Here is a 19,507-nt window from a genome sequence, read left to right as displayed (position 1 = left end):
TTGTCCACAGCGTTCGACCGTCCTGATCAGGGACTGTCGGTGGCTCGCCCTAGCGTCGCAGACGTACCTCTCACGACACGACGACAAGACAGGACACAGCAATGGCTGGTGCAGACCGCGAGAAGGCCCTCGACGCCGCGCTCGCACAGGTGGAGAAGCAGTTCGGCAAGGGCTCGGTCATGCGACTGGGCGACGAGACGCGTGCGCCGCTCGAGGTGATCCCCACGGGGTCGATCGCCCTCGACGTGGCCCTCGGGCTGGGCGGCCTGCCGCGCGGTCGTGTCGTGGAGATCTACGGCCCGGAGTCCTCCGGAAAGACGACGGTCGCCCTCCACGCGGTGGCCAGCGCCCAGGCGGCCGGCGGCATCGTCGCCTTCATCGACGCCGAGCACGCGCTCGACCCCGACTACGCCAAGGCCCTCGGTGTCGACACCGACGCGCTCCTGGTGTCCCAGCCCGACTCGGGTGAGCAGGCGCTCGAGATCGCCGACATGCTGATCCGCTCCGGCGCGCTGTCGCTGATCGTCATCGACTCGGTGGCCGCGCTCGTGCCCCGTGCCGAGATCGAGGGCGAGATGGGTGACAGCCACGTCGGCCTCCAGGCGCGCCTGATGAGCCAGGCGCTCCGCAAGATGACCGGTGCCCTCAACAACTCCGGCACCACCGCGATCTTCATCAACCAGCTGCGCGAGAAGATCGGCGTGATGTTCGGTTCGCCGGAGACCACGACCGGTGGTCGTGCGCTGAAGTTCTACTCCTCGGTGCGCCTCGACGTGCGTCGCATCGAGACCCTCAAGGACGGCACCGACATGGTCGGCAACCGCACCCGCGTCAAGGTCGTGAAGAACAAGGTCGCCCCGCCGTTCAAGCAGGCCGAGTTCGACATCATGTACGGCAAGGGCATCAGCCGCGAGGGTGGCCTGATCGACGTGGGCGTCGAGGCGGGACTGATCCGCAAGGCCGGCGCCTGGTACACCTACGAGGGCGACCAGCTCGGTCAGGGCAAGGAGAACTCGCGCAACTTCCTGCGCGACAACCCCGACCTGGCCAACGAGATCGAGAAGCTCATCCTCGAGAAGCTGGGTGTGACTCCGGCCGTCGACAAGCCCAGCGACGACCTGAGCGACGAGCCCATCGGGGTCAATGACTTCTGACGAGTCGCGTCCCGCACCCGACTGGGTCGGCGACGTCGGCCTCGGGGTCCAGGCGTGGGTGGGGGACTCCCCACCCACGTCAGAGGCGTCGCCGCCGGCACGGGGTCGCGACCGACGTGGCGGCGACCGGCAGGACGGTGCCCGGCGCGAGGGTCGCAAGGCCCGCACGGGCGGGCGTGGTCGCACCCGGACGTGGGAGGAGCGGGAGGCGGCCAGGCTGGCCCGCGAGGAGGCGGCGGCCGCGGAGGTCGAGGCCGACCCGGAGGCCGTGGCACGCAAGATCCTCCTCGACACGCTGACCGGGCAGGCCCGCTCACGCCGGGAGCTCGCCGACAAGCTGGCCAAGCGCGGGGTCCCCGACGAGCTGGCCGCGCAGCTCCTCGACCGCTTCACCGAGGTCGGCCTGATCGACGACGCCGCCTACGCCCGGCAGTGGGTGGAGAGCCGGCACCGCAGCCGGGGGCTGGCTCCCCGGGCGCTGGCGCAGGAGCTGCGTCGCAAGGGCATCGACGACGACGACGCGAGGTCGGCCCTGGAGCAGATCGACGAGGGCGACCAGCACGCGGCTGCCCGCGCGCTCGTCGACAAGAAGCTGCGCTCGATGCGCGGGCTCGACCACCAGGTGGCCACCCGGCGGCTGGCCGGGATGCTCGCCCGCAAGGGCTACGCCGCCGGCCTGGCGTTCTCCGTCGTCCGCGAGGCGCTCGGCGAGCTCGAGGACGAGTCGCACCCCGACTTCTGAGCGTCGGCCAGTCACCGTCCTTGCGTCATGCGGAGCCGCACCCATGGGTTGCGGAACGGATGACGCTCGGGAACGACATCGACGGCGGACCACCCTTCCCTGCCGGTGGCGTGCTCTGGTGGGATGGAGCCCGTGAGCAGCGAGCGCGAGGTCCTCACCTACGACCTCTTCGGCACGGCCACCCGCGAGCTGGCGCAGGAGGTGGCCGACTCGGGGTTCCGTCCCGACATGATCCTGGCGATCGCGCGCGGCGGGCTGGCCCTGGGGATGGGGCTGGGCTACGCCCTGGCGGTGAAGAACATCTCGGTGGTCAACGTCGAGTTCTACACCGGCGTCGACCAGCGCCTCGACGTGCCGATCATGCTGCCGCCCACGCCGGCGGCGGTCGACCTGTCGGGCCTGAAGGTGCTCGTCGCCGACGACGTGGCCGACACCGGTCGGACCCTCGAGCTCGTGCACGCGTTCTGCGAGGGGCACGTGGCCGAGGCTCGCACGGTGGTGATCTACGAGAAGCCCCAGTCGGTCATCAGGCCCGACTACTCCTGGCGCACCACCGAGCGCTGGATCGACTTCCCGTGGTCGGTGCTGCCGCCGGTGGTCGACCCGGACGCGCTCGCCCACTGACGTGCCAGACCCTGGGGCGATGGCGGCCCGCCCCGTCGTCGTACGACACGGCGACCGGGAGCTGGCCGGCACGGTGCTGCCCGGAGAGTCGTGGGCAGCGGCCGCGGTCCGGATCGCCGCGGAGACGGACGGCGAGCCGGTGGTCGACGACCTGTCGGGTGACACGCTGCGGTTCGGGATCGAGCCCGACCAGCGGGTCGACCTGCGGGCGATGACGCGCGGCGACCTCCCGGCGCTGACCCGCTGGCTGCAGGAGCCGCACGTGCAACGGTGGTGGCACAACGACGGCGAGCCGACCGCGGACCGGGTGGCGGCGGCGTACGGGCCTCGGGTGGACGGCATGACGCCGACCCGCATGTGGGTGGTGGAGGTCAACGGCCGGTCGGTCGGGTTCGTCCAGGACTACCGGATCCGCGACTATCCAGGGTTCGCCCTCCTCACTCCCGACCCCGACGCGATCGGTGTCGACTACGCGATCGGCGAGCCCGGGTGGGTGGGACGCGGTCTGGGCGCCCGCGTGCTGTGGGCGTGGATGCGAGGTGCGCACCGGCGTTTCCCCGCCGCGACGTCGTACTTCGCGGCGCCCGACCACGCCAACGCGGTGTCGCTGCGGATCCTCGACAAGGCCGGGTTCACCCAGGGCACCTGGTTCGACGAGCCGCAGCGCGACGGCACCACCGCCACGGTCGTCGGCTGCACCCTCGACGTGCGTCGAGTCCTGGGCCCGGCGGCACTGCGCCGTGCGCCATGATGTGCCCATGACGGACGACATCGCCGCCCACCTGCGCCTGCCGGCGGGACCGGTGGACCTGACCGCGATCGAGGCCGACGCGGCACCCGGCTTCGACGGCGGCAAGGCCGAGGGGAACGACGCGCTCGCCGCCATGGGTGCGGAGCTGGCCGACCTGCAGGAACGGCTCTGGGCCGAGCGGACGGTCGGGTCCGAGCGCCGCGTCCTGCTCGTGCTCCAGGGCATGGACACGAGCGGCAAGGGCGGGGTCCTGCGCCACACGATCGGGCTCGTCGACCCGCAGGGCGTCCGCATCACCAGCTTCAAGGCGCCCACCGAGGAGGAGAAGCGCCACGACTTCCTCTGGCGCATCGAGAGGGCGCTGCCGGAGGCGGGCTACATCGGGGTCTTCGACCGCTCGCACTACGAGGACGTCCTGATCGCCCGGGTCCGGGGCTTCGCCGACGACGACGAGATCGAGCGCCGCTACGGCGCGATCAACGCCTTCGAGGCCCGGCTCGTCGACGAGGGGTTCTCGATCATCAAGTGCATGCTCCACATCAGTGCCGACGAGCAGAAGGTCCGGCTGGCCGAGCGGCTCGCCAATCCCGAGAAGCACTGGAAGTACAACCCCGGCGACCTCGACGAGCGGGCGTTCTGGCCCGCCTACCGCGAGGCGTACGAGGTCGCGCTCGAGCGCACCAGCACGCAGCTCGCGCCGTGGCACGTGGTGCCGTCGGACAAGAAGTGGTTCCGCAACCTCGCCGTCGGCCAGCTCCTCCTCGACACGTTGCGCGGCCTCGACCTGCAGTGGCCCATCGCGGACTTCGACGTGGCGGCCGAGACCGAGCGCCTGGCCCAGGAGGACCCGGTCCAGTGAGCTCCACCGGACTGCCCGGCGTCACGGTCACCCGCTACGTCACCCCTCTCCGCGAGGGCGGCAGCCTGCCCGGGGTGGTGGAGGGTGACGACCTCGGCACCTACGTCTGCAAGTTCCGCGGGGCCGGGCAGGGCGCCAAGGTGCTGGTCGCCGAGGTGGTCGTGAGTGCCCTCGCGACCCGGCTGGGCCTGCGCACCCCGCGGCTCGTGCTGCTCGACCTCGACCCCGAGCTCGCCCGCTACGAGGCCGACGAGGAGGTGCAGGACCTCCTCAACGCGAGCGTCGGTCCCAACCTCGGCATCGACTTCCTCCCCGGCTCGTTCGGCGTCGACGGACAGGTGAGCGCGGCGGACGACGAGGGCGCGCGCGTGCTGTGGCTCGACGCGTTCACCGCCAACGTCGACCGGTCCTGGCGCAACCCCAACCTGCTGATCTGGCACGGCGACCTGTGGGTGATCGACCACGGGGCGTCGCTCTACTTCCACCACGGCTGGCGCTCCGGGGTCACCGCCCCGGCGAAGTTCGCCGCCCAGCCGTGGGACGTCGGCGGCCACGTCTTCGAGTCGTGCGCCGGTCGGGCCCGGGAGCTCGACGAGGAGATCGCCGCCAAGCTCGACCGTGAGGTCTTCGTGGAGGTGCTGGCCGAGGTCCCCGACGTGTGGCTCGAGCCGGTGCCCGGGGCGGACGGTGCCGACGAGCTGGGGCCGGACGCCCTGCGAGCGGCGTACGTCGACTTCCTCCTCGCGCGCCTCGGCACCCGCCAGTGGCTCCCGGAGGTGGCTCGATGACCGCCGCCCGGATGGCCTACCAGTACGTCGTGCTCCGCTGCGTCCCGCGGCCGGAGCGCGAGGAGTTCCTCAACGTCGGCGTGGTGCTGCACTGCCAGTCCGCCGACTTCCTCGACCTGGCGTGGTCGGTCGACGCCGACCGCCTGCGCGCCCTCCACCCGGGCATCGACGTCGACCAGGTGTGTGACGCCCTCGCCTTCGCCGACCGGGTGTGCCGCGGGGACGAGCGAGCGGGAGAGGCCGCGCGGCAGTCGTTGGGGCAGCGGTTCGGCTTCCTCAAGGCGCCCCGCAGCACCGTGCTCCAGCCCGGCCCGGTGCACGGCGGGCTGACCGCCGACCCCGCCCGTCAGCTCGAGCACCTCCGCGAGCAGCTCATCGGCTGACAGCCGTGACGTACGTCGGTGCGGTGCGGGCGGTCCTCGCCGGGGGCGGCGACCCGGAGCGGGCCGCGCAGCAGCAGGCCTACATGAAGTCCGCGCTGCCCTTCGTCGGCCTCGGCTCGCCGGCGCTCAAGGCGCTGCTGCGGCCGCTGCTGGTCGAGCACCGGTTCGCCGACCGGGCGCAGTGGGAGGCGGCGGTGCTCGAGCTCTGGGAGGACGCCCAGCACCGGGAGGAGTGGTACGCCGCGATCGCGCTCGTCCGGCACCGGGCCTACCGCGCGTGGCTGGACCCCGACCTGCTGCCGCTGCTGGAGGAGCTCGTCCGCACTGGCGCGTGGTGGGACGTCGTCGACGAGATCGCCGCCCACCCGGTGGGCTCGGTGCTCCTGGACCACCGAGCCGCCGCCACGCCGGTCGTCGAGGCCTGGTCGGTGGACGCCGACAGCCTGTGGGTGCGTCGTACGGCGATGCTGGCGCAGCTGCGCCACCGCGAGCAGACCGACACCGACCTGCTCGCGCGCGTGCTGGTCGCCAACCTCGACGACACGGCGTACGGCCGCGAGTTCTTCGTCCGCAAGGCGCTCGGCTGGGCGCTGCGGCAGCACGCGCGCACCGACCCGGCGTGGGTCCGCAGCTTCGTCGCGACCTACGACGACCGGCTCAGCGGGCTGACCCGACGCGAGGCGCTCAAGCACCTCGCGTCGTGAGAGGTCACACTGGGACGAGCTCGACCGCACCCACGGCGTAGCGGGCGAGGATCGCGCGCGCGACCGCGGGGTGCGCACCCAGCGGGTCGGACACCGCCACCGCGCCTGCCTCGACGGCCAGCTCGGTCGCCCGGTCGGGCAGCCGGCCGGGAGCGAGGAAGAACGAGGCGACCGCGATGTGGCGCTTGCCCTCCGCGCGGAAGGCACGCACGGCCTCGCCGGCAGCGGGCGGAGCGGCCGACGCGAAGGCCGCGGTGACGGGCAGGCGGTGCCGCGCGCCCCACGTGCGTGCGATGCGGGCGACCGCCTGGTTGGCGAGCGGGTCGGACGAACCGGCAGCGGCCAGGACGAGCGCGTCCAGCTCGCGCACCCGCGCCGCCTTGAGCGCGTCGCGCAGGCGGACGTCGAGCACCTCGAGGAAGGCGGCCTCCATGCCGAGGATCCGGCTGGCCTGGATGCGTACGCCGTCGTGGCGGGCCATGGCGGCGGCGATGGCCTCCGGCACGTCGACCTTGGCGTGGTAGGCCTCGGTGAGCAGGAGCGGGACGACCACGATCTCCTCGTGACCGGCCTTGACGAGGCGGTCGACGACCGTGTCGAAGCTCGGCTTGGAGAGGTCGAGGAAGGCCGTCTCGACCTTGAGGTCGGGGCGCATCGCCTTGACCTCGGCGACGAGCGCCTTGATCGTCGCGGCCGAACGCGGGTCCCGGCTTCCGTGGGCCAGGGCAACCAGAGCAGGAGCAGCCATCAGGGGTGCCTCCGTTCGTGTGTGGTGGTGCTGTCGTGCTGGGTGGGTGCGACGACGTTGTCGCTTGTGCTGAGGAGGTCGTCCAGCGACCGTCTCGAAGTGCTGGTCTGGGGGAGTGGCCTAGGCATGGATGCCGCACTCGGTCTTGTTGGTGCCGGCCCAGCGGCCGCTGCGCGGGTCGTCGCCCGGAGCGACGCGGCGGGTGCACGGCCAGCAGCCGATGCTGGGATAGCCGTCGTGGACGAGCGGGTTGACGAGCACGCCGTTGTCGACGATGTACTGCTCGACCTGCTCGTCGCTCCACCGCGCCAGCGGCGAGACCTTGACCTTGCCCTTGCGGGCGTCCCAGCCGACGACCGGGGCGATGACCCGGTTGTGCGTCTCGGCGCGGCGCAGGCCGGTGGCCCAGGCGTCGTACTCCGCCAGGGTGTCGGCGAGGGGCTTGACCTTGCGCAGGGCGCAGCAGAGGTCGGGGTCGGTCTTGTAGAGGTCCTTGCCGTACTGCTCGTCCTGCTCGGCGACGGTGAGCGAGGTGCTGACCGTGCGCAGGTTGACCGGCAGGGTCGCCTCGACGGCGTCGCGGGTGCCGATGGTCTCGACGAAGTGGTAGCCGGTGTCGAGGAAGACGACGTCGATGCCGGGCGCGACCCTCGACGCGAGGTGCGCGAGCACGGCGTCGCCCATCGAGGAGGTGATCGCGAACCGGTCGCCGAAGGTCGCGACGGCCCACTCGATGATGACCTCGGCCGGGGCCAGCTCGAGCTCGGCGCCGACGTGGGAGACGAGCTCGCGCAGCTCCTCCGGCGTACGCCCGTCGGTGTGCGTGCCCTTGAAGTCGCGGGCAGCCTGCGTGGAGGCGCTCATGCGGCGCCCCCGCCGGGCCGGATCATCCCGGTCATCTTGACGGTGAAGCTGCGCAGGCACGAGCGGCACTCCCAGGCACCTGCACCCTCCTGGGGGAACAGGTTCTCGTCCCCGCAGTAGGGGCAGTGGAAGGGCTGCGCGCGCTCGGACATCAGACCGACACCGGCTCCCCGCGCAGCAGGGTGTCATCGGCGCGCGCGACCCACGCGGCGAACCGCTCGCCGTCGGTGCGGTCGGCGAGGTACGCGGACACGACCGCGGTGACGTATTCGTCGAGGCCGGCGCTGGTGACCTTGTGGGCGCGGAGCTTGCGGCCCATGGCGGGGTTGAGCCCGAGGGCGCCGCCGAGGTGCACCTGGAAGCCCTCGACCTGGCGGCCGTCGGCGTCCATGACGAGCTGGCCCTTGAGGCCGATGTCGGCCACCTGGGTGCGCGCGCAGGCGTTGGGGCAGCCGTTGACGTTGACCGAGATGTCGGTGTCGAGGTCGGGGAACCGCTTCTCCAGCTCGGTCACCAGGCGGCGGGAGCGCTCCTTGGTGTCGACGATCGCCAGCTTGCAGAACTCGATGCCGGTGCAGGCCATCGTGGAGCGGCGCCAGTTGCTCGGCCGGGCGGTCAACCCGATCTTCTCGAGGTCGTCGGCGAACGCCTCGGTGTCCTCGGCGGCGACCCCGATGACGACGAGCTTCTGGTACGCCGTCAGCCGGGCGCCGCGGGCGTCGTAGCGCTCGACGAGGTCGCCGAGCGCGCTGAGCGTGGTGCCGTCGATGCGACCGACGACCGGAGCGGCGCCGACGTAGAAGCGGCCGTCCTTCTGCTCGTGGATGCCGATGTGGTCACCCTGGGCGATCGGCGCCTCGGGGGAGGGGTTGTCGACGAGCGCACGGTGGAGGTACTCGTTCTCCAGCACCTCGCGGAACTTCTCCTTGCCCCAGTCGGCCAGCAGGAACTTCAGCCGGGCCTTGGAGCGCAGGCGGCGGTAGCCGTAGTCGCGGAAGATGCCGGCGACGCCCTCCCAGGCGTCGGCCACCTCGTCGAGGGGGATCCAGACGCCGAGCTTGTGGGCGAGCATCGGGTTGGTGGACAGGCCGCCACCGACCCAGAGGTCGAAGCCGGGGCCGTGCTCGGGGTGCACCGTGCCGACGAAGGCCACGTCGTTGACCTCGGGCGCGACGTCGTGGCTCGGGTGGCCGGTCAGCGCGGTCTTGAACTTGCGCGGCAGGTTGGAGAACGCCGGGTTGTCCAGGGCTCGACGCTTGATCTCGGCGAGCGCCTCGGAGCCGTCGATGATCTCGTCCTTGGCGATCCCGGCGACGGGGGAGCCGAGGAAGGGGCGCGGGCCGTCGCCGCAGGCCTCGAGCGTGCTGAGCCCGACCGCCTCGAGCCGCTCCCAGATCGCCGGCACGCTCTCGATCTCGATCCAGTGGTACTGGATGTTGTTGCGGTCGGTGATGTCGGCGGTGTTGCGACCGTAGGTCGTCGACACCTCGCCCAGCGCCCGGAGGGCGGCGGCGTCGAGGATCGCGCCGTCGGTGCGCACCCGCATCATGAAGAAGCGGTCGTCGAGCTCCTCCTCCTCGAGCTGCGCGGTCTTTCCGCCGTCGAACCCGGGCGCGCGCTGGGTGTAGAGGCCCATCCAGCGGAACCGGCCACGCAGGTCGGCGGGGTCGATCGAGTCGAAGCCGCGACGCGAGTAGGTGTAGAGGATGCGGTCCCGCACGTTGAGCGGGTCGTCGTCCTTCTTGGACTGCTCGTTCTTGTTGAGCGGCTCGGTGTAGCCGAGCGCCCACTGACCCTCGGCGCGCTTGGGGCGCGGGATCTCGGTGTGCTGGGCGGCCTGGGGCGTGAACCGGAGGTCAGGCATGGTCAGGAGATTCCTGTTCGCTGAGGTGTGCCGCGCGCGACGGTGAGCGCGGAGGGGTGCAGGGGCGGCGTCAGCGATGCCAACAGGTCGCGCTGCCCACGCGCATGAGGTCGACGTGACGTCGGACCACAAGGTGTGCGTGGGTGGAAGCGGAGACCATGTCAAGAAGTCTCAGGGGTTGGACACGCGTTCCACAAGCCGAAATCTCGTCATGTGGGATGGAGCGCCACGATGTGAGACGGCTGTTCGGGGGTCCGCCCGTCGGCCGAGGTGGGTGAGGCCCAGGTCACACCGTCGTTACGCGTGAGTACGCCGCTCGCACGACGCGATGCCGAGCCACGTGTGCCGGTTGCCCCACCAGCACCAGCCCAGCTTCGGCGCGTGCTGTCGCTCGCGACCGTCGCGTCCGGTGCCGTTGCTGATCCACAGCGCCGGCGTGCGGGCGTCGTACGTCCCGTTGCTGCGACGCAGCCGCGACCCGGGCGTCATGAAGCAGGCGTTGCGCTCGAGCACGTCGGGGTCCTGGAGCACCCAGTGCAGTCCTTCCGCCAGGGTCAGCGGCGAGCGGCCGGCAGCGACGATCTCCGGCACCGACTCCTCGGGCGTCCGGTTCGCGAAGGCGTCCCCGCGGTCGAGGCCCGCCACGACGTACGGCGTCGGCGGGACCTCCACGGTCGGTGCGAAGGCGTCGACGTCGGTCATGTCCTCGACGACGAAGCCCGCCTTGTCGCCGAGGCGGAGCAGGGGAGCGAGCCCGGACGCGGGTGCCGGGGTCACCAGGAGGGAGTCCGGGGGAGCGGGCGCAGCCAGCTCGTGCAGCCCGGCGGCCGGGATCCCGGCGAGGTCGTGGACACCGAGGCGGACGAGCCGCTCGGCCTGGTCGGAGAGGGAAGGGAGCGCCACGCGTCTTCAACGCACCGGGCGGCGCCGGCGTTCCCGCGAACGTGTCCTGGAGCTCGCGTCCCGAGCCCGTGTCCAGACCGCGCGGGGCCCGGCGCGACGTCGTCCGGGGGCCTCTAGGCTGTGGGCCATGACGGACTCCCTGATCAGCAGCGCGTACTCGCAGGCACTCGAGGTCATCGCCTCGGTCGAGCCCCGCATCGCCGAGGCCACCCGCCAGGAGCTCACCGACCAGCGGGGCTCGCTCAAGCTGATCGCCTCGGAGAACTACGCCTCGCCGGCCGTGCTGCTGACGATGGGCACGTGGTTCAGCGACAAGTACGCCGAGGGCACCGTCGGCCACCGGTTCTACGCCGGTTGCCAGAACGTCGACACCGTCGAGTCGCTCGCCGCCGAGCACGCCCGCGAGCTCTTCGGCGCGCCCTACGCCTACGTCCAGCCGCACTCCGGCATCGACGCCAACCTCGTCGCCTTCTGGTCGATCCTCGCCAACCGGATCGAGTCGCCGTACCTGGCGAAGATGCAGGCGAAGAACGTCAACGAGCTCACCGAGGCCGACTGGGAGGAGCTGCGCCACGAGTTCGGCAACCAGCGCCTGCTCGGGATGTCGCTCGACGCGGGCGGCCACCTCACCCACGGCTTCCGTCCGAACATCAGCGGCAAGATGTTCCACCAGCAGCAGTACGGCACCGACCCGGAGACCGGGCTGCTCGACTACGACGCCGTCGCGGCCAAGGCGCGTGAGTTCAAGCCGCTCGTGCTGGTCGCCGGCTACTCCGCCTATCCGCGTCGGGTGAACTTCGCCAAGATGCGCGAGATCGCCGACGAGGTCGGCGCCGTGCTGATGGTCGACATGGCCCACTTCGCCGGCCTCGTCGCGGGCAAGGTGTTCACCGGCGAGGAGGACCCGGTCCCGTTCGCCCACATCACCACCACCACGACCCACAAGTCCCTGCGTGGCCCGCGCGGCGGCATGGTGCTGGCGCAGGAGGAGTTCGCCTCCGACGTCGACCGCGGCTGCCCGATGGTCCTCGGCGGCCCGCTGTCGCACGTGATGGCCGCCAAGGCCGTCGCCTTCGCCGAGGCTCGCACGAGCGAGTTCCAGGGCTACGCGCAGCGGATCGCCGACAACGCGAAGTCGCTGGCCGAGGGTTTCCTGACGCGCGGCGCGAACCTGGTCACGGGCGGCACCGACAACCACATCGTCCTGCTCGACGTCTCCTCCTACGGCCTGACCGGTCGCCAGGCCGAGTCTGCGCTGCTCGACGCCGGCGTCGTCACCAACCGCAACTCCGTCCCGGCCGACCGCAACGGCGCCTGGTACACCTCCGGCATCCGGCTCGGCACGCCCGCCCTCACCACCCGCGGGTTCGGCCACGACGAGTTCGACACCGTGGCCGAGCTCATCGTGGACGTGCTCAGCAACACCGCTGCCGGCACCACCAAGGCCGGCGGCCCCAGCAAGGCGTCGTACGTGCTGGGCGACGGAGTCGCGGACCGTGTCACGAAGCGTTCGGCGGAGATGCTGGACAAGCACCCGCTCTACCCCGGGCTCGTCCTCAGCTGACCGGGTCAGTGCGGTGCCCTTGGTCCACCACGTGGACCACAGTCACCGCACTGTCGTCGGAGCACCCGTTCGGACGCCGAGCCCGGGTCCGACCGTCTACGTCAGCGAGCGGTAGAGGTCGAGCGTGCGGGTGGCGATCGAGCCCCAGCTGAAGGACTCCTCGGCGCGGCGGCGGCCGGCGACACCGTAGGCGCGGGCACGGTCGGGGTCGCTGACCGCGTCGGTCAGCGCGGCCGCGAGGTCGGCCACGTAGCGCTCCGGGTCGAGGGGCGTGCCGGTGCCGTCGGTGGCCTGCTCGATCGGGACCAGCCAGCCGGTCTCGCCGTGGACGACGACCTCGGGGATGCCGCCGGTGGCGGTCGCGACGACCGCGGTCTCGCAGGCCATCGCCTCGAGGTTGACGATGCCGAGCGGCTCGTAGATCGACGGGCAGGCGAAGACGGTGGCGGCGGTCAGCAGGGCGACGACGTCGGGGCGCGGCAGCATCTCGGCGATCCACACGACACCGGACCGGGTGGCCGCGAGGTCCTCGACGAGGCCGCGCACCTCGGCCTCGATCTCCGGGGTGTCGGGCGCCCCCGCGCACAGCACGAGCTGGACGTCGGGCGGCAGGGCGGCGGCGGCGCGCAGGAACAGCGGCAGCCCCTTCTGGCGGGTGATCCGGCCGACGAAGATGACGCTCGGCCGGTCAGGGTCGACACCGAGCTCGCGGACCCGGTCGGGGTCCGCCACCGGCGACCACTCCGTGGTGTCGATGCCGTTGTGCACCACGTGCACCCGCGCGGGGTCGACGGACGGATAGCTGCGCAGCACGTCGTCGCGCATCGCGGCGCTGACCGCGACGATGCCCGACGCGCCCTCGTACGCCGTGCGCTCCGCCCAGCTCGACAGGGCGTAGCCGCCGCCGAGCTGCTCGGCCTTCCAGGGCCGCATCGGCTCGAGCGAGTGGGCACTGACGACGTGCGGGATGCCGTGCATCAGCCCGGCGAGGTGGCCGGCCATGTTGGCGTACCAGGTGTGGGAGTGGACCAGGTCGGCGCCGTCGCAGTCGTCGACCATCGCGAGGTCGACGCCCAGCGTGCGGATCGCCGCGTTGGCGCCGACGAGCGACTCCGGCTCGGCGTACGCCGTCGTGCCGGGCTCGGAGCGCGGGGCCCCGAAGCAGCGCACGCGCGCGTCGACGTCGGGCTGCACGCGGAGCGCCCGGACGAGCTCGGCGACGTGCACGCCGGCCCCCCCGTAGACCTCCGGTGGGTACTCCTTGCTGAGGACGTCGATGCGCATGGAGCGAACCTAGTCGCAAGACGCGGTCCCCAGGGAGGTCGACCGCGCCCCCGCGGACGGCTAGTTTCGTCGCATGCCCAACACGCCCCCGCGCAAGAAGGTGCTCGCCGTCGTCCTGGCCGGTGGTGAGGGCAAGCGCCTGATGCCGTTGACGGCCGACCGCGCCAAGCCAGCGGTGCCGTTCGGCGGGATCTACCGCCTGATCGACTTCGCGCTGTCCAACGTCGTCAACTCCGGCTACCTCAAGGTCGTCGTGCTGACGCAGTACAAGTCGCACAGCCTGGACCGCCACGTCACCACGACCTGGCGCATGTCGCAGCTGCTGGGCAACTACGTCACCCCGGTGCCGGCGCAGCAGCGCGTCGGGAAGCGGTGGTACCTCGGCAGCGCCGACGCGATCTTCCAGTCGCTCAACCTGCTCACCGACGAGCAGCCCGACATCGTCGTGGTGGTGGGCGCCGACCACGTCTACCGGATGGACTTCTCGCAGATGGTGGCCGACCACGTCGAGTCCGGCGCCGGGTGCACCGTCGCCGCGATCCGGCAGCCGATCGGCCTGGCCGACCAGTTCGGCGTCATCGACGTGGACCCCGGCAACCCGCAGAAGATCCGCGCGTTCCTCGAGAAGCCGACCGACCCGGTGGGCCTGCCCGATTCGCCCGGTGAGGTGCTGGCCAGCATGGGCAACTACGTCTTCGACGCCGACGCCCTGCGCGACGCCGTCACCCGCGACGCCGAGCGCGAGCAGTCCAAGCACGACATGGGTGGCGACATCGTGCCGTGGTTCGTCGACAAGTCGGAGTCGGCGGTCTACGACTACAAGGACAACGAGGTGCCCGGCGCGACCGACCGCGACCGCGGCTACTGGCGCGACGTCGGGACGATGCGCTCCTACTACGACGCCCACCTCGACCTGGTCTCGCCGCTGCCGGTCTTCAACCTCTACAACAACGCGTGGCCGATCTACACCAGCTACGGCCCGCACCCGCCGGCCAAGCTGGTGGAGGGTGCGAGCGGGGCGAAGGTCTCGACCTTCAACTCCATCCTCTCGCCCGGCGTCGTGGTGAGCGGCGGCACCGTCAACCAGTCGGTGCTCTCGCCGGCGGTGTGGGTCAAGGACGGCGCCGAGGTGTCCGACTCGGTGCTCATGGACGGGGTCCGCATCGGCGAGGGCGCGGTCGTGCGCAACGCGATCATCGACAAGGGCGTCGTCGTCCCTCCCGGCGTGCAGATCGGCGTGGACCACGAGGCCGATCGCGCGCGGGGGTTCGTCGTCGACGACGGCCTGACCGTCCTCGCCAAGCAGCAGCCGGTCCCGGAGGGCTAGAGCGCGTCGCGCCGGGCGACGAGGAACGCCTTCTCGACCTCGTTGCGGCACGCCGCGATGGCCTGGTCGTACGCCGCCCGCGCGGCGTCGAGGTCTCCCGCGCGCGACAGCAGCTCGGCGCGCACTGCCGCGGGCCGGTGGCTCTCGGGCACGTCCAGCCCCTCGAGCGCGTCGAGGCCGGCGGCCGGTCCGTGCTGCTCGGCCACGGCCACCGCGCGCGCGAGTCGGGCCGACGGCGTGGGCACCACCTGCAGCAGGACGTCGTACAACCCCACGATGCGGTCCCAGCGCGTGTCCTCCGCCGACGGTGCCGTGGCGTGCTCGGCGGCGATCCGCGCCTGGAGGACGTACGACGCCGCGAGCGGGGTCAGCGGACCGGTGAGCTCGGGCCGGGCGAGCAGGCGCGTCGCCTCGGCGACCTCGTCGTGGTGCCACCGGGTGCGGTCCTGGTCGGCGAGGAGCACGAGATGCCCGCCGCCCGCCCGGGCGTCGCGCCGCGAGTGCTGCAGCAGCATCAGCGCGAGCAGGGCGACCAGCGCCGGCTCGTCCGGACGCAGGCCGAGCACGACGCGCACCAACCGGATGGCCTCCCCGGCCTGGTCGGCGCGCAGCAGGTCGGGGCCCGTGCCGGGGGCGTAGCCCGCGGTGAAGGCGAGGTAGGCGGTCTGCGCCACCGTCTCGAGCCGTTCGGGAAGCACGCCGGCGTCGGGCACGGTGAAGGGGATGCCGGCTCCGACGATGCGCTTCTTCGCGCGGGTGATCCGGGCGGCCATCGTCGGCTCGGGGACGAGGAAGAGCCGGGCGATGTCGGCCGTCGGCACGCCGAGCACCAGCCGCAGCGACAGGGCGCTGGCCGACTCCGGCGCGAGGGCTGGGTGGGCGCACATCAGCACCAGCCGCAGCACGTCGTCCTCGACCAGGCTGCCGGCGTCGGCCATGGTGCGGGCTACCTCCTGGTGCTGCGCGGCGTCGATGAGCAGGAGCGGCTCCTTGCGCCGGGCCACCTCCTCGGTGCGGAGCCGGTCGAGCACCCGCCGCTTGGCGGCGGTCATCAGCCAACCGGCCGGGTTGTCAGGGGTGCCGTCCACGGGCCACGTCCGGCTGGCGGCCTCGACCGCGTCGCCCAGCGCGTCCTCGACGAGGTCGAGGCGACGGAACTGCGACAGGAGCAGGGCCACCAGGCGGCCCCACTCCTGTCGCACCACCTGCTCGAGCGCGGCCTCGGCCGTCACCACGGTCAGGACATGTCCACAGTCGGGTGGATCTGGATGTCGTACGGCGGCAGCAGCCTCAGCAGCTCCACGACGACGTCGAGGTCGGGCGCCTCGAGCAGGTAGAAGCCGCCCATCCCCTCGATGACCTCGGCGTAGGGACCGTCGGTCAGAGCCACCCGGCCCTCGCCCGACGTGCGCATCACCGTGGCGTCGCCCGGTCCGCTCAACGCCTCGCCGGCCAGCAGCTCGACGCCCTCGCGCTCGCGGCAGGCCGCGTCGAACGCCCCGAACTTTGCCATCGCCGCCATCTGCTCCGTCTCCGTCTGCTCGGGCCACGGCTTCTCCGCGCCGTCGCCGATCAGCAGCACGAGGTACTTCATGACGCACGCTCCTTCTCGCTCACGCAGCGCCGCACCTCGACGGCGTCGCCGGTCGCTGCCAGCAACAGGCAGCACTCCATCAGGTCGTCGAGGTCGTCGGTCTCGACGAGGTAGAACCCACCCACCTGCTCGTGGGTCTCTGCCCACGGGCCGTCGGTGACCTCGGTGGCGCGGGGCGCGATGGTCCTCGCCTCGGACGCGCGGTGCAGCTCGGCGCCGCCGGTGATGCGGTGCCCGTGCTCCACCAGCCGGGCCGAGAACTCCTCGTGCGCCGCGTAGCCGGCCCTTCGCTCCTCCTCGGGCAGGTCCCACCAGCGCTCGGCGTCCCCCATCAGCAGGACGACGTACTCGGTCATCTCGTGCTCCTCACTCCGCCAGTCGGCGGAGCTCGAGGTGCTCACCGCGCGAGGCGAACCGCTCGCACGCGGCCCGCAGCGCCGCACCGTCCTCCGAGTCGACGAGGTAGAAGCCGACCACCTGCTCGGCCGTCTCGCTGAACGGTCCGTCGGTGACCAGTGCGCCACCGGAGCCGTCGGGCCGCATGGACGTGGCCTGCGCGGAGGGCTCGAGCGGGCTGACGGTGACGAGGGTGTGCCCCTTGTCCGCCAGGTCGCGCTGGAACTGCTGGTGGGAGCGGTGTCCCTTCTCGTGCTCCTCGGGCGGCAGGTCGGCCCAGTCGGCCTCGGGTGCGGGCAGCAGGATCAGGTAGCGGCTCATCGCCGGTGGCTCCTTCAGGTCGCGGGCCGCGGGACTGCGGCCTCACCACTCTGACGGATCAGCCCGACACGGATCGACAGCGCCGGGCAGGTTTCTCGACGGGAGTTGTCCGACCCGCCAAGATGGGCCCATGGCCACCCACGAGAGAGCCGGACAGCCCGCCCGCACCGAGGACCTGGTGGACGTCTCCCACCTCGTGACGGCCTACTTCGACCTCGAGCCCGACCCCGACGACGTGTCGCAGCAGGTCGCCTTCGGCACCAGCGGCCACCGCGGCACCTCGCTCACCACCTCCTTCAACGAGGTCCACATCGCCGCAACCACGCAGGCGATCTGCGACTACCGCCGGGAGCAGGGCTACGACGGCCCGCTCTTCATCGGTCGCGACACCCACGCGCTGTCCGAGCCGGCGTGGGCGACCGCCCTCGAGGTGCTGGTCGCCAACGACGTCACGGTGCTCGTCGACGACCGCGACGGCTTCACCCCGACCCCGGCCGTGAGCCACGCGATCCTGCGCGCCAACCAGGGACGTACGACGGGCGCGGGACTCGCCGACGGGATCGTGGTGACCCCGTCGCACAACCCGCCCCAGGACGGCGGCTTCAAGTACAACCCGCCCCACGGCGGGCCCGCCGACTCCGACGCCACCAGCGTCATCGCCGCCCGGGCCAACGAGCTCATCCGCGGCAACATCGCCGGCGTGCGACGGGTCTCCTTCGCGAAGGCGCGGGCCGCGGTGGGGTCCTACGACTTCCTCGGCACCTACGTCGACGACCTGCCGTCGGTGCTCGACCTCGACGCGGTGCGCGACGCCGGCGTGCGGATCGGCGCCGACCCGCTGGGCGGCGCGAGCGTGGCCTACTGGGGCGAGATCGCCGACCGGCACCGGCTCGACCTGTCCGTGGTCAACCCGCTGGTCGACCCGACCTGGCGGTTCATGACCCTCGACTGGGACGGCAAGATCCGGATGGACTGCTCCTCGCCGCACGCCATGGCGTCACTGGTGGGTCGCAAGGACGAGTACGACGTCGCGACCGGCAACGACGCCGACGCCGACCGGCACGGCATCGTCACGCCCGACGCCGGCCTGATGAATCCCAACCACTTCCTCGCGGTCGCGATCGCGCACCTCTTCGGCGGTGCCCGGCCCGGCTGGCCCGAGGACACGCGCATCGGCAAGACGCTGGTGTCGAGCTCGATGATCGACCGGGTGGCCGAGTCGATCGGCAAGCCGCTGGTGGAGGTGCCGGTGGGCTTCAAGTGGTTCGTGCCCGGCCTGATGGACGGGTCCTTCGGGTTCGGCGGCGAGGAGTCGGCCGGTGCGTCGTTCCTGCGTCGCGACGGCTCCACCTGGACCACCGACAAGGACGGCCTCCTGCTCGCCCTGCTCGCGAGCGAGATCCTGGGCGCCACCGGCAAGACGCCCAGCCAGCACTACGCCGAGCTCGTCGCCCGGCACGGCGACCCGGCGTACGCCCGCATCGACGCTCCGGCCAGCCGCGAGGAGAAGGCCAAGCTCGGCGCGCTCTCGCCCGACGACGTCTCGGCCACGACGCTGGCGGGGGAGGAGATCACCGGCAAGCTCACCGAGGCGCCCGGCAACGGCGCGAAGATCGGCGGGCTCAAGGTGACGACCGAGTCGGCGTGGTTCGCCGCGCGGCCCAGTGGCACCGAGGACGTCTACAAGATCTACGCGGAGTCCTTCCGCGGCCCCGAGCACCTTGCCCAGGTGCAGGAGGAGGCACGGGAGGTCGTCAGCACGGCTCTGCGGTGAGGCCCTGCAGCATGCGGATGGGGTGCTCACCCCGCGCGGGGCGTGGCACCGTCACCGGGCCCGCCTCGATCGGCCCGCGCTCGCTGCCACCGTGCGAACGGGCGTCGGCGCCGTCGGCGTGCTCGATCCGGGTGCGGTCGAACCGCACCGCCGTGACGGCGTCGAGCCGGACCAGGGCCTGCCCGTCGCCGTCGTCGAGCACCGCACCGAGGCCGTCGCAGCCGATCACGCGTCCCTGCAGCCAGCTGCCCGCGACCAGGACACTGACCTCGGCGCCCGTGTCCTCGGCCCGCCGGAGCAGCGTCCCCACGCTGAGCATCGTGCTCGAGAGCTTGGTCATCCCCCACCTCCCCACCAGGAATCCCCACGCGATGTGGGTGCGGCGAACCTAGGTCGCGGGTCGCTCGCCGGACCGGTGGTGGGACGAGCGTGGCCGAGGACTTCGACGAACCTGCGACGAGCGTGCGGGACAGGGCGCCGGGTGGTGTGGACCAGTCAGCCCGACCGGTCAGCCGCCGACCGGGCCTGCCTCGATCGGGTCGCGCCGCCGACGTCCGTGGGACCGAGCCGCCCGGTCGTCGGGCTCGTCGATGTCGGCCCGCGAGAAGCTGACCGCGACGATCGCGTCGAGGCGGACCAGCACCTGCTGGGCGTTGCCGTCGTCGAGCACCACCCCGAGGCCGTCGGCGCCGACGATCCGGCCGTCCAGCCAGGTGCCCTGCACCAGCAGGCGTACGGGCGCGCCGGCGTCCTGTGCGTGCCGCAGCAGGGTGCCGACGGTGAACAACGTGCTGCCCTTGCCTGACATCACGACTCCTCTCGATCCGGCCACGCTATGTCGTGCGGGGCCGTGCGGGTGGCCG

The 19,507-nt window shown here is 72.0% G+C and carries 23 protein-coding genes; 11 read left to right on the top strand and 12 right to left on the bottom strand.

Annotated elements, in window-relative coordinates:
• Positions 1–101: 101 nt before the first annotated feature.
• From recA to Q1B24_RS14465, 8 genes are all read left to right on the top strand, one after another.
• Entirely contained in the window at positions 102–1,154 is a 1,053-nt protein-coding gene (gene recA, locus Q1B24_RS14500) for a recombinase RecA (protein WP_191280372.1), read from the top strand.
• Positions 1,144–1,896 (top strand): regulatory protein RecX, encoded by a 753-nt coding sequence (locus Q1B24_RS14495; RefSeq protein WP_299929982.1) that lies wholly within the window; start codon positions 1,144–1,146, stop codon positions 1,894–1,896. The genes recA and Q1B24_RS14495 overlap by 11 nt, the downstream gene beginning before the upstream one ends.
• Positions 1,897–2,028: 132 nt before the next feature.
• A complete protein-coding gene (locus Q1B24_RS14490; RefSeq protein WP_299929979.1) occupies positions 2,029–2,520 on the top strand; it encodes a phosphoribosyltransferase family protein in 492 nt (163 codons plus the stop codon).
• A gap of 19 nt (positions 2,521–2,539) precedes the next feature.
• The gene (locus tag Q1B24_RS14485; protein ID WP_299929976.1) at positions 2,540–3,271 is read left to right on the top strand and encodes a GNAT family N-acetyltransferase; all 732 of its coding nucleotides are present in this window, start codon (positions 2,540–2,542) and stop codon (positions 3,269–3,271) included.
• Positions 3,272–3,278: 7 nt separating this feature from the next.
• A complete protein-coding gene (locus tag Q1B24_RS14480) occupies positions 3,279–4,130 on the top strand; it encodes a PPK2 family polyphosphate kinase (protein WP_299929974.1) in 852 nt (283 codons plus the stop codon).
• Positions 4,127–4,918 carry a HipA family kinase gene (locus Q1B24_RS14475; protein ID WP_299929971.1) on the top strand — a complete coding sequence of 264 codons (792 nt, stop codon included), beginning with the start codon at positions 4,127–4,129 and terminating at the stop codon, positions 4,916–4,918. The genes Q1B24_RS14480 and Q1B24_RS14475 overlap by 4 nt, the downstream gene beginning before the upstream one ends.
• Positions 4,915–5,301 carry a DUF3037 domain-containing protein gene (locus tag Q1B24_RS14470; protein WP_299929968.1) on the top strand — a complete coding sequence of 129 codons (387 nt, stop codon included), beginning with the start codon at positions 4,915–4,917 and terminating at the stop codon, positions 5,299–5,301. Before Q1B24_RS14475 ends, Q1B24_RS14470 begins: the two co-directional genes overlap by 4 nt.
• Before the next feature lie 5 nt (positions 5,302–5,306).
• Positions 5,307–6,005 carry a DNA alkylation repair protein gene (locus Q1B24_RS14465; RefSeq protein WP_299929965.1) on the top strand — a complete coding sequence of 233 codons (699 nt, stop codon included), beginning with the start codon at positions 5,307–5,309 and terminating at the stop codon, positions 6,003–6,005.
• Positions 6,006–6,009: 4 nt separating this feature from the next.
• On the opposite strand, the gene Q1B24_RS14460 is transcribed toward Q1B24_RS14465, so the two are convergent.
• The 5 genes from Q1B24_RS14460 to Q1B24_RS14440 form a co-directional block, all read right to left on the bottom strand.
• Positions 6,010–6,753, bottom strand: coding sequence for a sirohydrochlorin chelatase (locus tag Q1B24_RS14460; RefSeq protein WP_299929963.1), 744 nt, complete (start codon positions 6,751–6,753; stop codon positions 6,010–6,012).
• A 120-nt stretch (positions 6,754–6,873) separates the two neighbouring features.
• On the bottom strand, positions 6,874–7,617 hold the full coding sequence (locus tag Q1B24_RS14455; RefSeq protein WP_299929960.1) for a phosphoadenylyl-sulfate reductase: 744 nt from the start codon (positions 7,615–7,617) through the stop codon (positions 6,874–6,876).
• Positions 7,614–7,769 (bottom strand): hypothetical protein, encoded by a 156-nt coding sequence (locus Q1B24_RS14450; RefSeq protein ID WP_201936341.1) that lies wholly within the window; start codon positions 7,767–7,769, stop codon positions 7,614–7,616. Before Q1B24_RS14450 ends, Q1B24_RS14455 begins: the two co-directional genes overlap by 4 nt.
• Positions 7,769–9,481 carry a nitrite/sulfite reductase gene (locus Q1B24_RS14445; RefSeq protein WP_299929950.1) on the bottom strand — a complete coding sequence of 571 codons (1,713 nt, stop codon included), beginning with the start codon at positions 9,479–9,481 and terminating at the stop codon, positions 7,769–7,771. Before Q1B24_RS14445 ends, Q1B24_RS14450 begins: the two co-directional genes overlap by 1 nt.
• A 297-nt stretch (positions 9,482–9,778) precedes the next feature.
• Positions 9,779–10,384 carry a DUF5701 family protein gene (locus Q1B24_RS14440; RefSeq protein ID WP_299929947.1) on the bottom strand — a complete coding sequence of 202 codons (606 nt, stop codon included), beginning with the start codon at positions 10,382–10,384 and terminating at the stop codon, positions 9,779–9,781.
• A gap of 127 nt (positions 10,385–10,511) precedes the next feature.
• Here Q1B24_RS14440 and Q1B24_RS14435 point away from each other — a divergent pair, with 127 nt between their 5' ends.
• Entirely contained in the window at positions 10,512–11,948 is a 1,437-nt protein-coding gene (locus Q1B24_RS14435) for a glycine hydroxymethyltransferase (RefSeq protein ID WP_299929944.1), read from the top strand.
• 96 nt (positions 11,949–12,044) lie between these two features.
• On the opposite strand, the gene glgA is transcribed toward Q1B24_RS14435, so the two are convergent.
• Positions 12,045–13,232: a glycogen synthase gene (gene glgA / locus Q1B24_RS14430; RefSeq protein WP_299929941.1), complete on the bottom strand. Its 1,188-nt coding sequence runs from the start codon at positions 13,230–13,232 to the stop codon at positions 12,045–12,047.
• Between the two features lie 73 nt (positions 13,233–13,305).
• On the opposite strand from glgA, the gene glgC reads away from it, so the two are divergent.
• Positions 13,306–14,559, top strand: a complete 1,254-nt coding sequence (glgC, locus tag Q1B24_RS14425) for a glucose-1-phosphate adenylyltransferase (RefSeq protein WP_299929938.1) — start codon at positions 13,306–13,308, stop codon at positions 14,557–14,559.
• Here the strand turns inward: glgC and Q1B24_RS14420 are convergent.
• Genes Q1B24_RS14420 through Q1B24_RS14405 form a run of 4 tightly spaced genes read right to left on the bottom strand, consistent with a single transcriptional unit; the run spans position 14,556 to position 16,870 of the window.
• Positions 14,556–15,791 carry a DUF6596 domain-containing protein gene (locus tag Q1B24_RS14420; RefSeq protein ID WP_299929936.1) on the bottom strand — a complete coding sequence of 412 codons (1,236 nt, stop codon included), beginning with the start codon at positions 15,789–15,791 and terminating at the stop codon, positions 14,556–14,558. The genes glgC and Q1B24_RS14420 overlap by 4 nt on opposite strands.
• A 5-nt stretch (positions 15,792–15,796) precedes the next feature.
• Positions 15,797–16,153, bottom strand: a complete 357-nt coding sequence (locus Q1B24_RS14415; RefSeq protein ID WP_299929933.1) for a YciI family protein — start codon at positions 16,151–16,153, stop codon at positions 15,797–15,799.
• The gene (locus tag Q1B24_RS14410; RefSeq protein ID WP_299929930.1) at positions 16,150–16,509 is read right to left on the bottom strand and encodes a YciI family protein; all 360 of its coding nucleotides are present in this window, start codon (positions 16,507–16,509) and stop codon (positions 16,150–16,152) included. Before Q1B24_RS14410 ends, Q1B24_RS14415 begins: the two co-directional genes overlap by 4 nt.
• Positions 16,510–16,519: 10 nt before the next feature.
• Positions 16,520–16,870 carry a YciI family protein gene (locus Q1B24_RS14405; protein ID WP_299929928.1) on the bottom strand — a complete coding sequence of 117 codons (351 nt, stop codon included), beginning with the start codon at positions 16,868–16,870 and terminating at the stop codon, positions 16,520–16,522.
• A gap of 130 nt (positions 16,871–17,000) precedes the next feature.
• Here Q1B24_RS14405 and pgm point away from each other — a divergent pair, with 130 nt between their 5' ends.
• A complete protein-coding gene (gene pgm, locus Q1B24_RS14400; RefSeq protein ID WP_299929925.1) occupies positions 17,001–18,644 on the top strand; it encodes a phosphoglucomutase (alpha-D-glucose-1,6-bisphosphate-dependent) in 1,644 nt (547 codons plus the stop codon).
• On the opposite strand, the gene Q1B24_RS14395 is transcribed toward pgm, so the two are convergent.
• Positions 18,625–18,984: a hypothetical protein gene (locus Q1B24_RS14395; protein WP_299929922.1), complete on the bottom strand. Its 360-nt coding sequence runs from the start codon at positions 18,982–18,984 to the stop codon at positions 18,625–18,627. The two genes, pgm and Q1B24_RS14395, sit on opposite strands and share 20 nt — an antisense overlap.
• A 168-nt stretch (positions 18,985–19,152) precedes the next feature.
• The gene (locus Q1B24_RS14390) at positions 19,153–19,452 is read right to left on the bottom strand and encodes a hypothetical protein (protein ID WP_299929919.1); all 300 of its coding nucleotides are present in this window, start codon (positions 19,450–19,452) and stop codon (positions 19,153–19,155) included.
• Positions 19,453–19,507: the final 55 nt, after the last annotated feature.

This window comes from uncultured Nocardioides sp., from assembly GCF_947488025.1.
Lineage (GTDB): Bacteria > Actinomycetota > Actinomycetes > Propionibacteriales > Nocardioidaceae > Nocardioides.
This window is presented reverse-complemented; position numbering and strand designations above follow the sequence as displayed.

What these genes read in the sequence shown, in the direction of transcription:
- recA (WP_191280372.1), top strand. Translation starts at nt 102, where the DNA reads ATGGCTGGTGCAGACCGCGAGAAGGCCCTCGACGCCGCGCTCGCACAG.
- Q1B24_RS14495 (WP_299929982.1), top strand. Translation starts at nt 1,144, where the DNA reads ATGACTTCTGACGAGTCGCGTCCCGCACCCGACTGGGTCGGCGACGTC.
- Q1B24_RS14485 (WP_299929976.1), top strand. Translation starts at nt 2,540, where the DNA reads ATGGCGGCCCGCCCCGTCGTCGTACGACACGGCGACCGGGAGCTGGCC.
- Q1B24_RS14480 (WP_299929974.1), top strand. Translation starts at nt 3,279, where the DNA reads ATGACGGACGACATCGCCGCCCACCTGCGCCTGCCGGCGGGACCGGTG.
- Q1B24_RS14470 (WP_299929968.1), top strand. Translation starts at nt 4,915, where the DNA reads ATGACCGCCGCCCGGATGGCCTACCAGTACGTCGTGCTCCGCTGCGTC.
- Q1B24_RS14460 (WP_299929963.1), bottom strand. Translation starts at nt 6,753, where the DNA reads ATGGCTGCTCCTGCTCTGGTTGCCCTGGCCCACGGAAGCCGGGACCCG.
- Q1B24_RS14455 (WP_299929960.1), bottom strand. Translation starts at nt 7,617, where the DNA reads ATGAGCGCCTCCACGCAGGCTGCCCGCGACTTCAAGGGCACGCACACC.
- Q1B24_RS14450 (WP_201936341.1), bottom strand. Translation starts at nt 7,769, where the DNA reads ATGTCCGAGCGCGCGCAGCCCTTCCACTGCCCCTACTGCGGGGACGAG.
- Q1B24_RS14445 (WP_299929950.1), bottom strand. Translation starts at nt 9,481, where the DNA reads ATGCCTGACCTCCGGTTCACGCCCCAGGCCGCCCAGCACACCGAGATC.
- Q1B24_RS14435 (WP_299929944.1), top strand. Translation starts at nt 10,512, where the DNA reads ATGACGGACTCCCTGATCAGCAGCGCGTACTCGCAGGCACTCGAGGTC.
- glgA (WP_299929941.1), bottom strand. Translation starts at nt 13,232, where the DNA reads ATGCGCATCGACGTCCTCAGCAAGGAGTACCCACCGGAGGTCTACGGG.
- glgC (WP_299929938.1), top strand. Translation starts at nt 13,306, where the DNA reads ATGCCCAACACGCCCCCGCGCAAGAAGGTGCTCGCCGTCGTCCTGGCC.
- Q1B24_RS14415 (WP_299929933.1), bottom strand. Translation starts at nt 16,153, where the DNA reads ATGAAGTACCTCGTGCTGCTGATCGGCGACGGCGCGGAGAAGCCGTGG.
- Q1B24_RS14410 (WP_299929930.1), bottom strand. Translation starts at nt 16,509, where the DNA reads ATGACCGAGTACGTCGTCCTGCTGATGGGGGACGCCGAGCGCTGGTGG.
- Q1B24_RS14405 (WP_299929928.1), bottom strand. Translation starts at nt 16,870, where the DNA reads ATGAGCCGCTACCTGATCCTGCTGCCCGCACCCGAGGCCGACTGGGCC.
- pgm (WP_299929925.1), top strand. Translation starts at nt 17,001, where the DNA reads ATGGCCACCCACGAGAGAGCCGGACAGCCCGCCCGCACCGAGGACCTG.
- Q1B24_RS14395 (WP_299929922.1), bottom strand. Translation starts at nt 18,984, where the DNA reads ATGACCAAGCTCTCGAGCACGATGCTCAGCGTGGGGACGCTGCTCCGG.
- Q1B24_RS14390 (WP_299929919.1), bottom strand. Translation starts at nt 19,452, where the DNA reads ATGTCAGGCAAGGGCAGCACGTTGTTCACCGTCGGCACCCTGCTGCGG.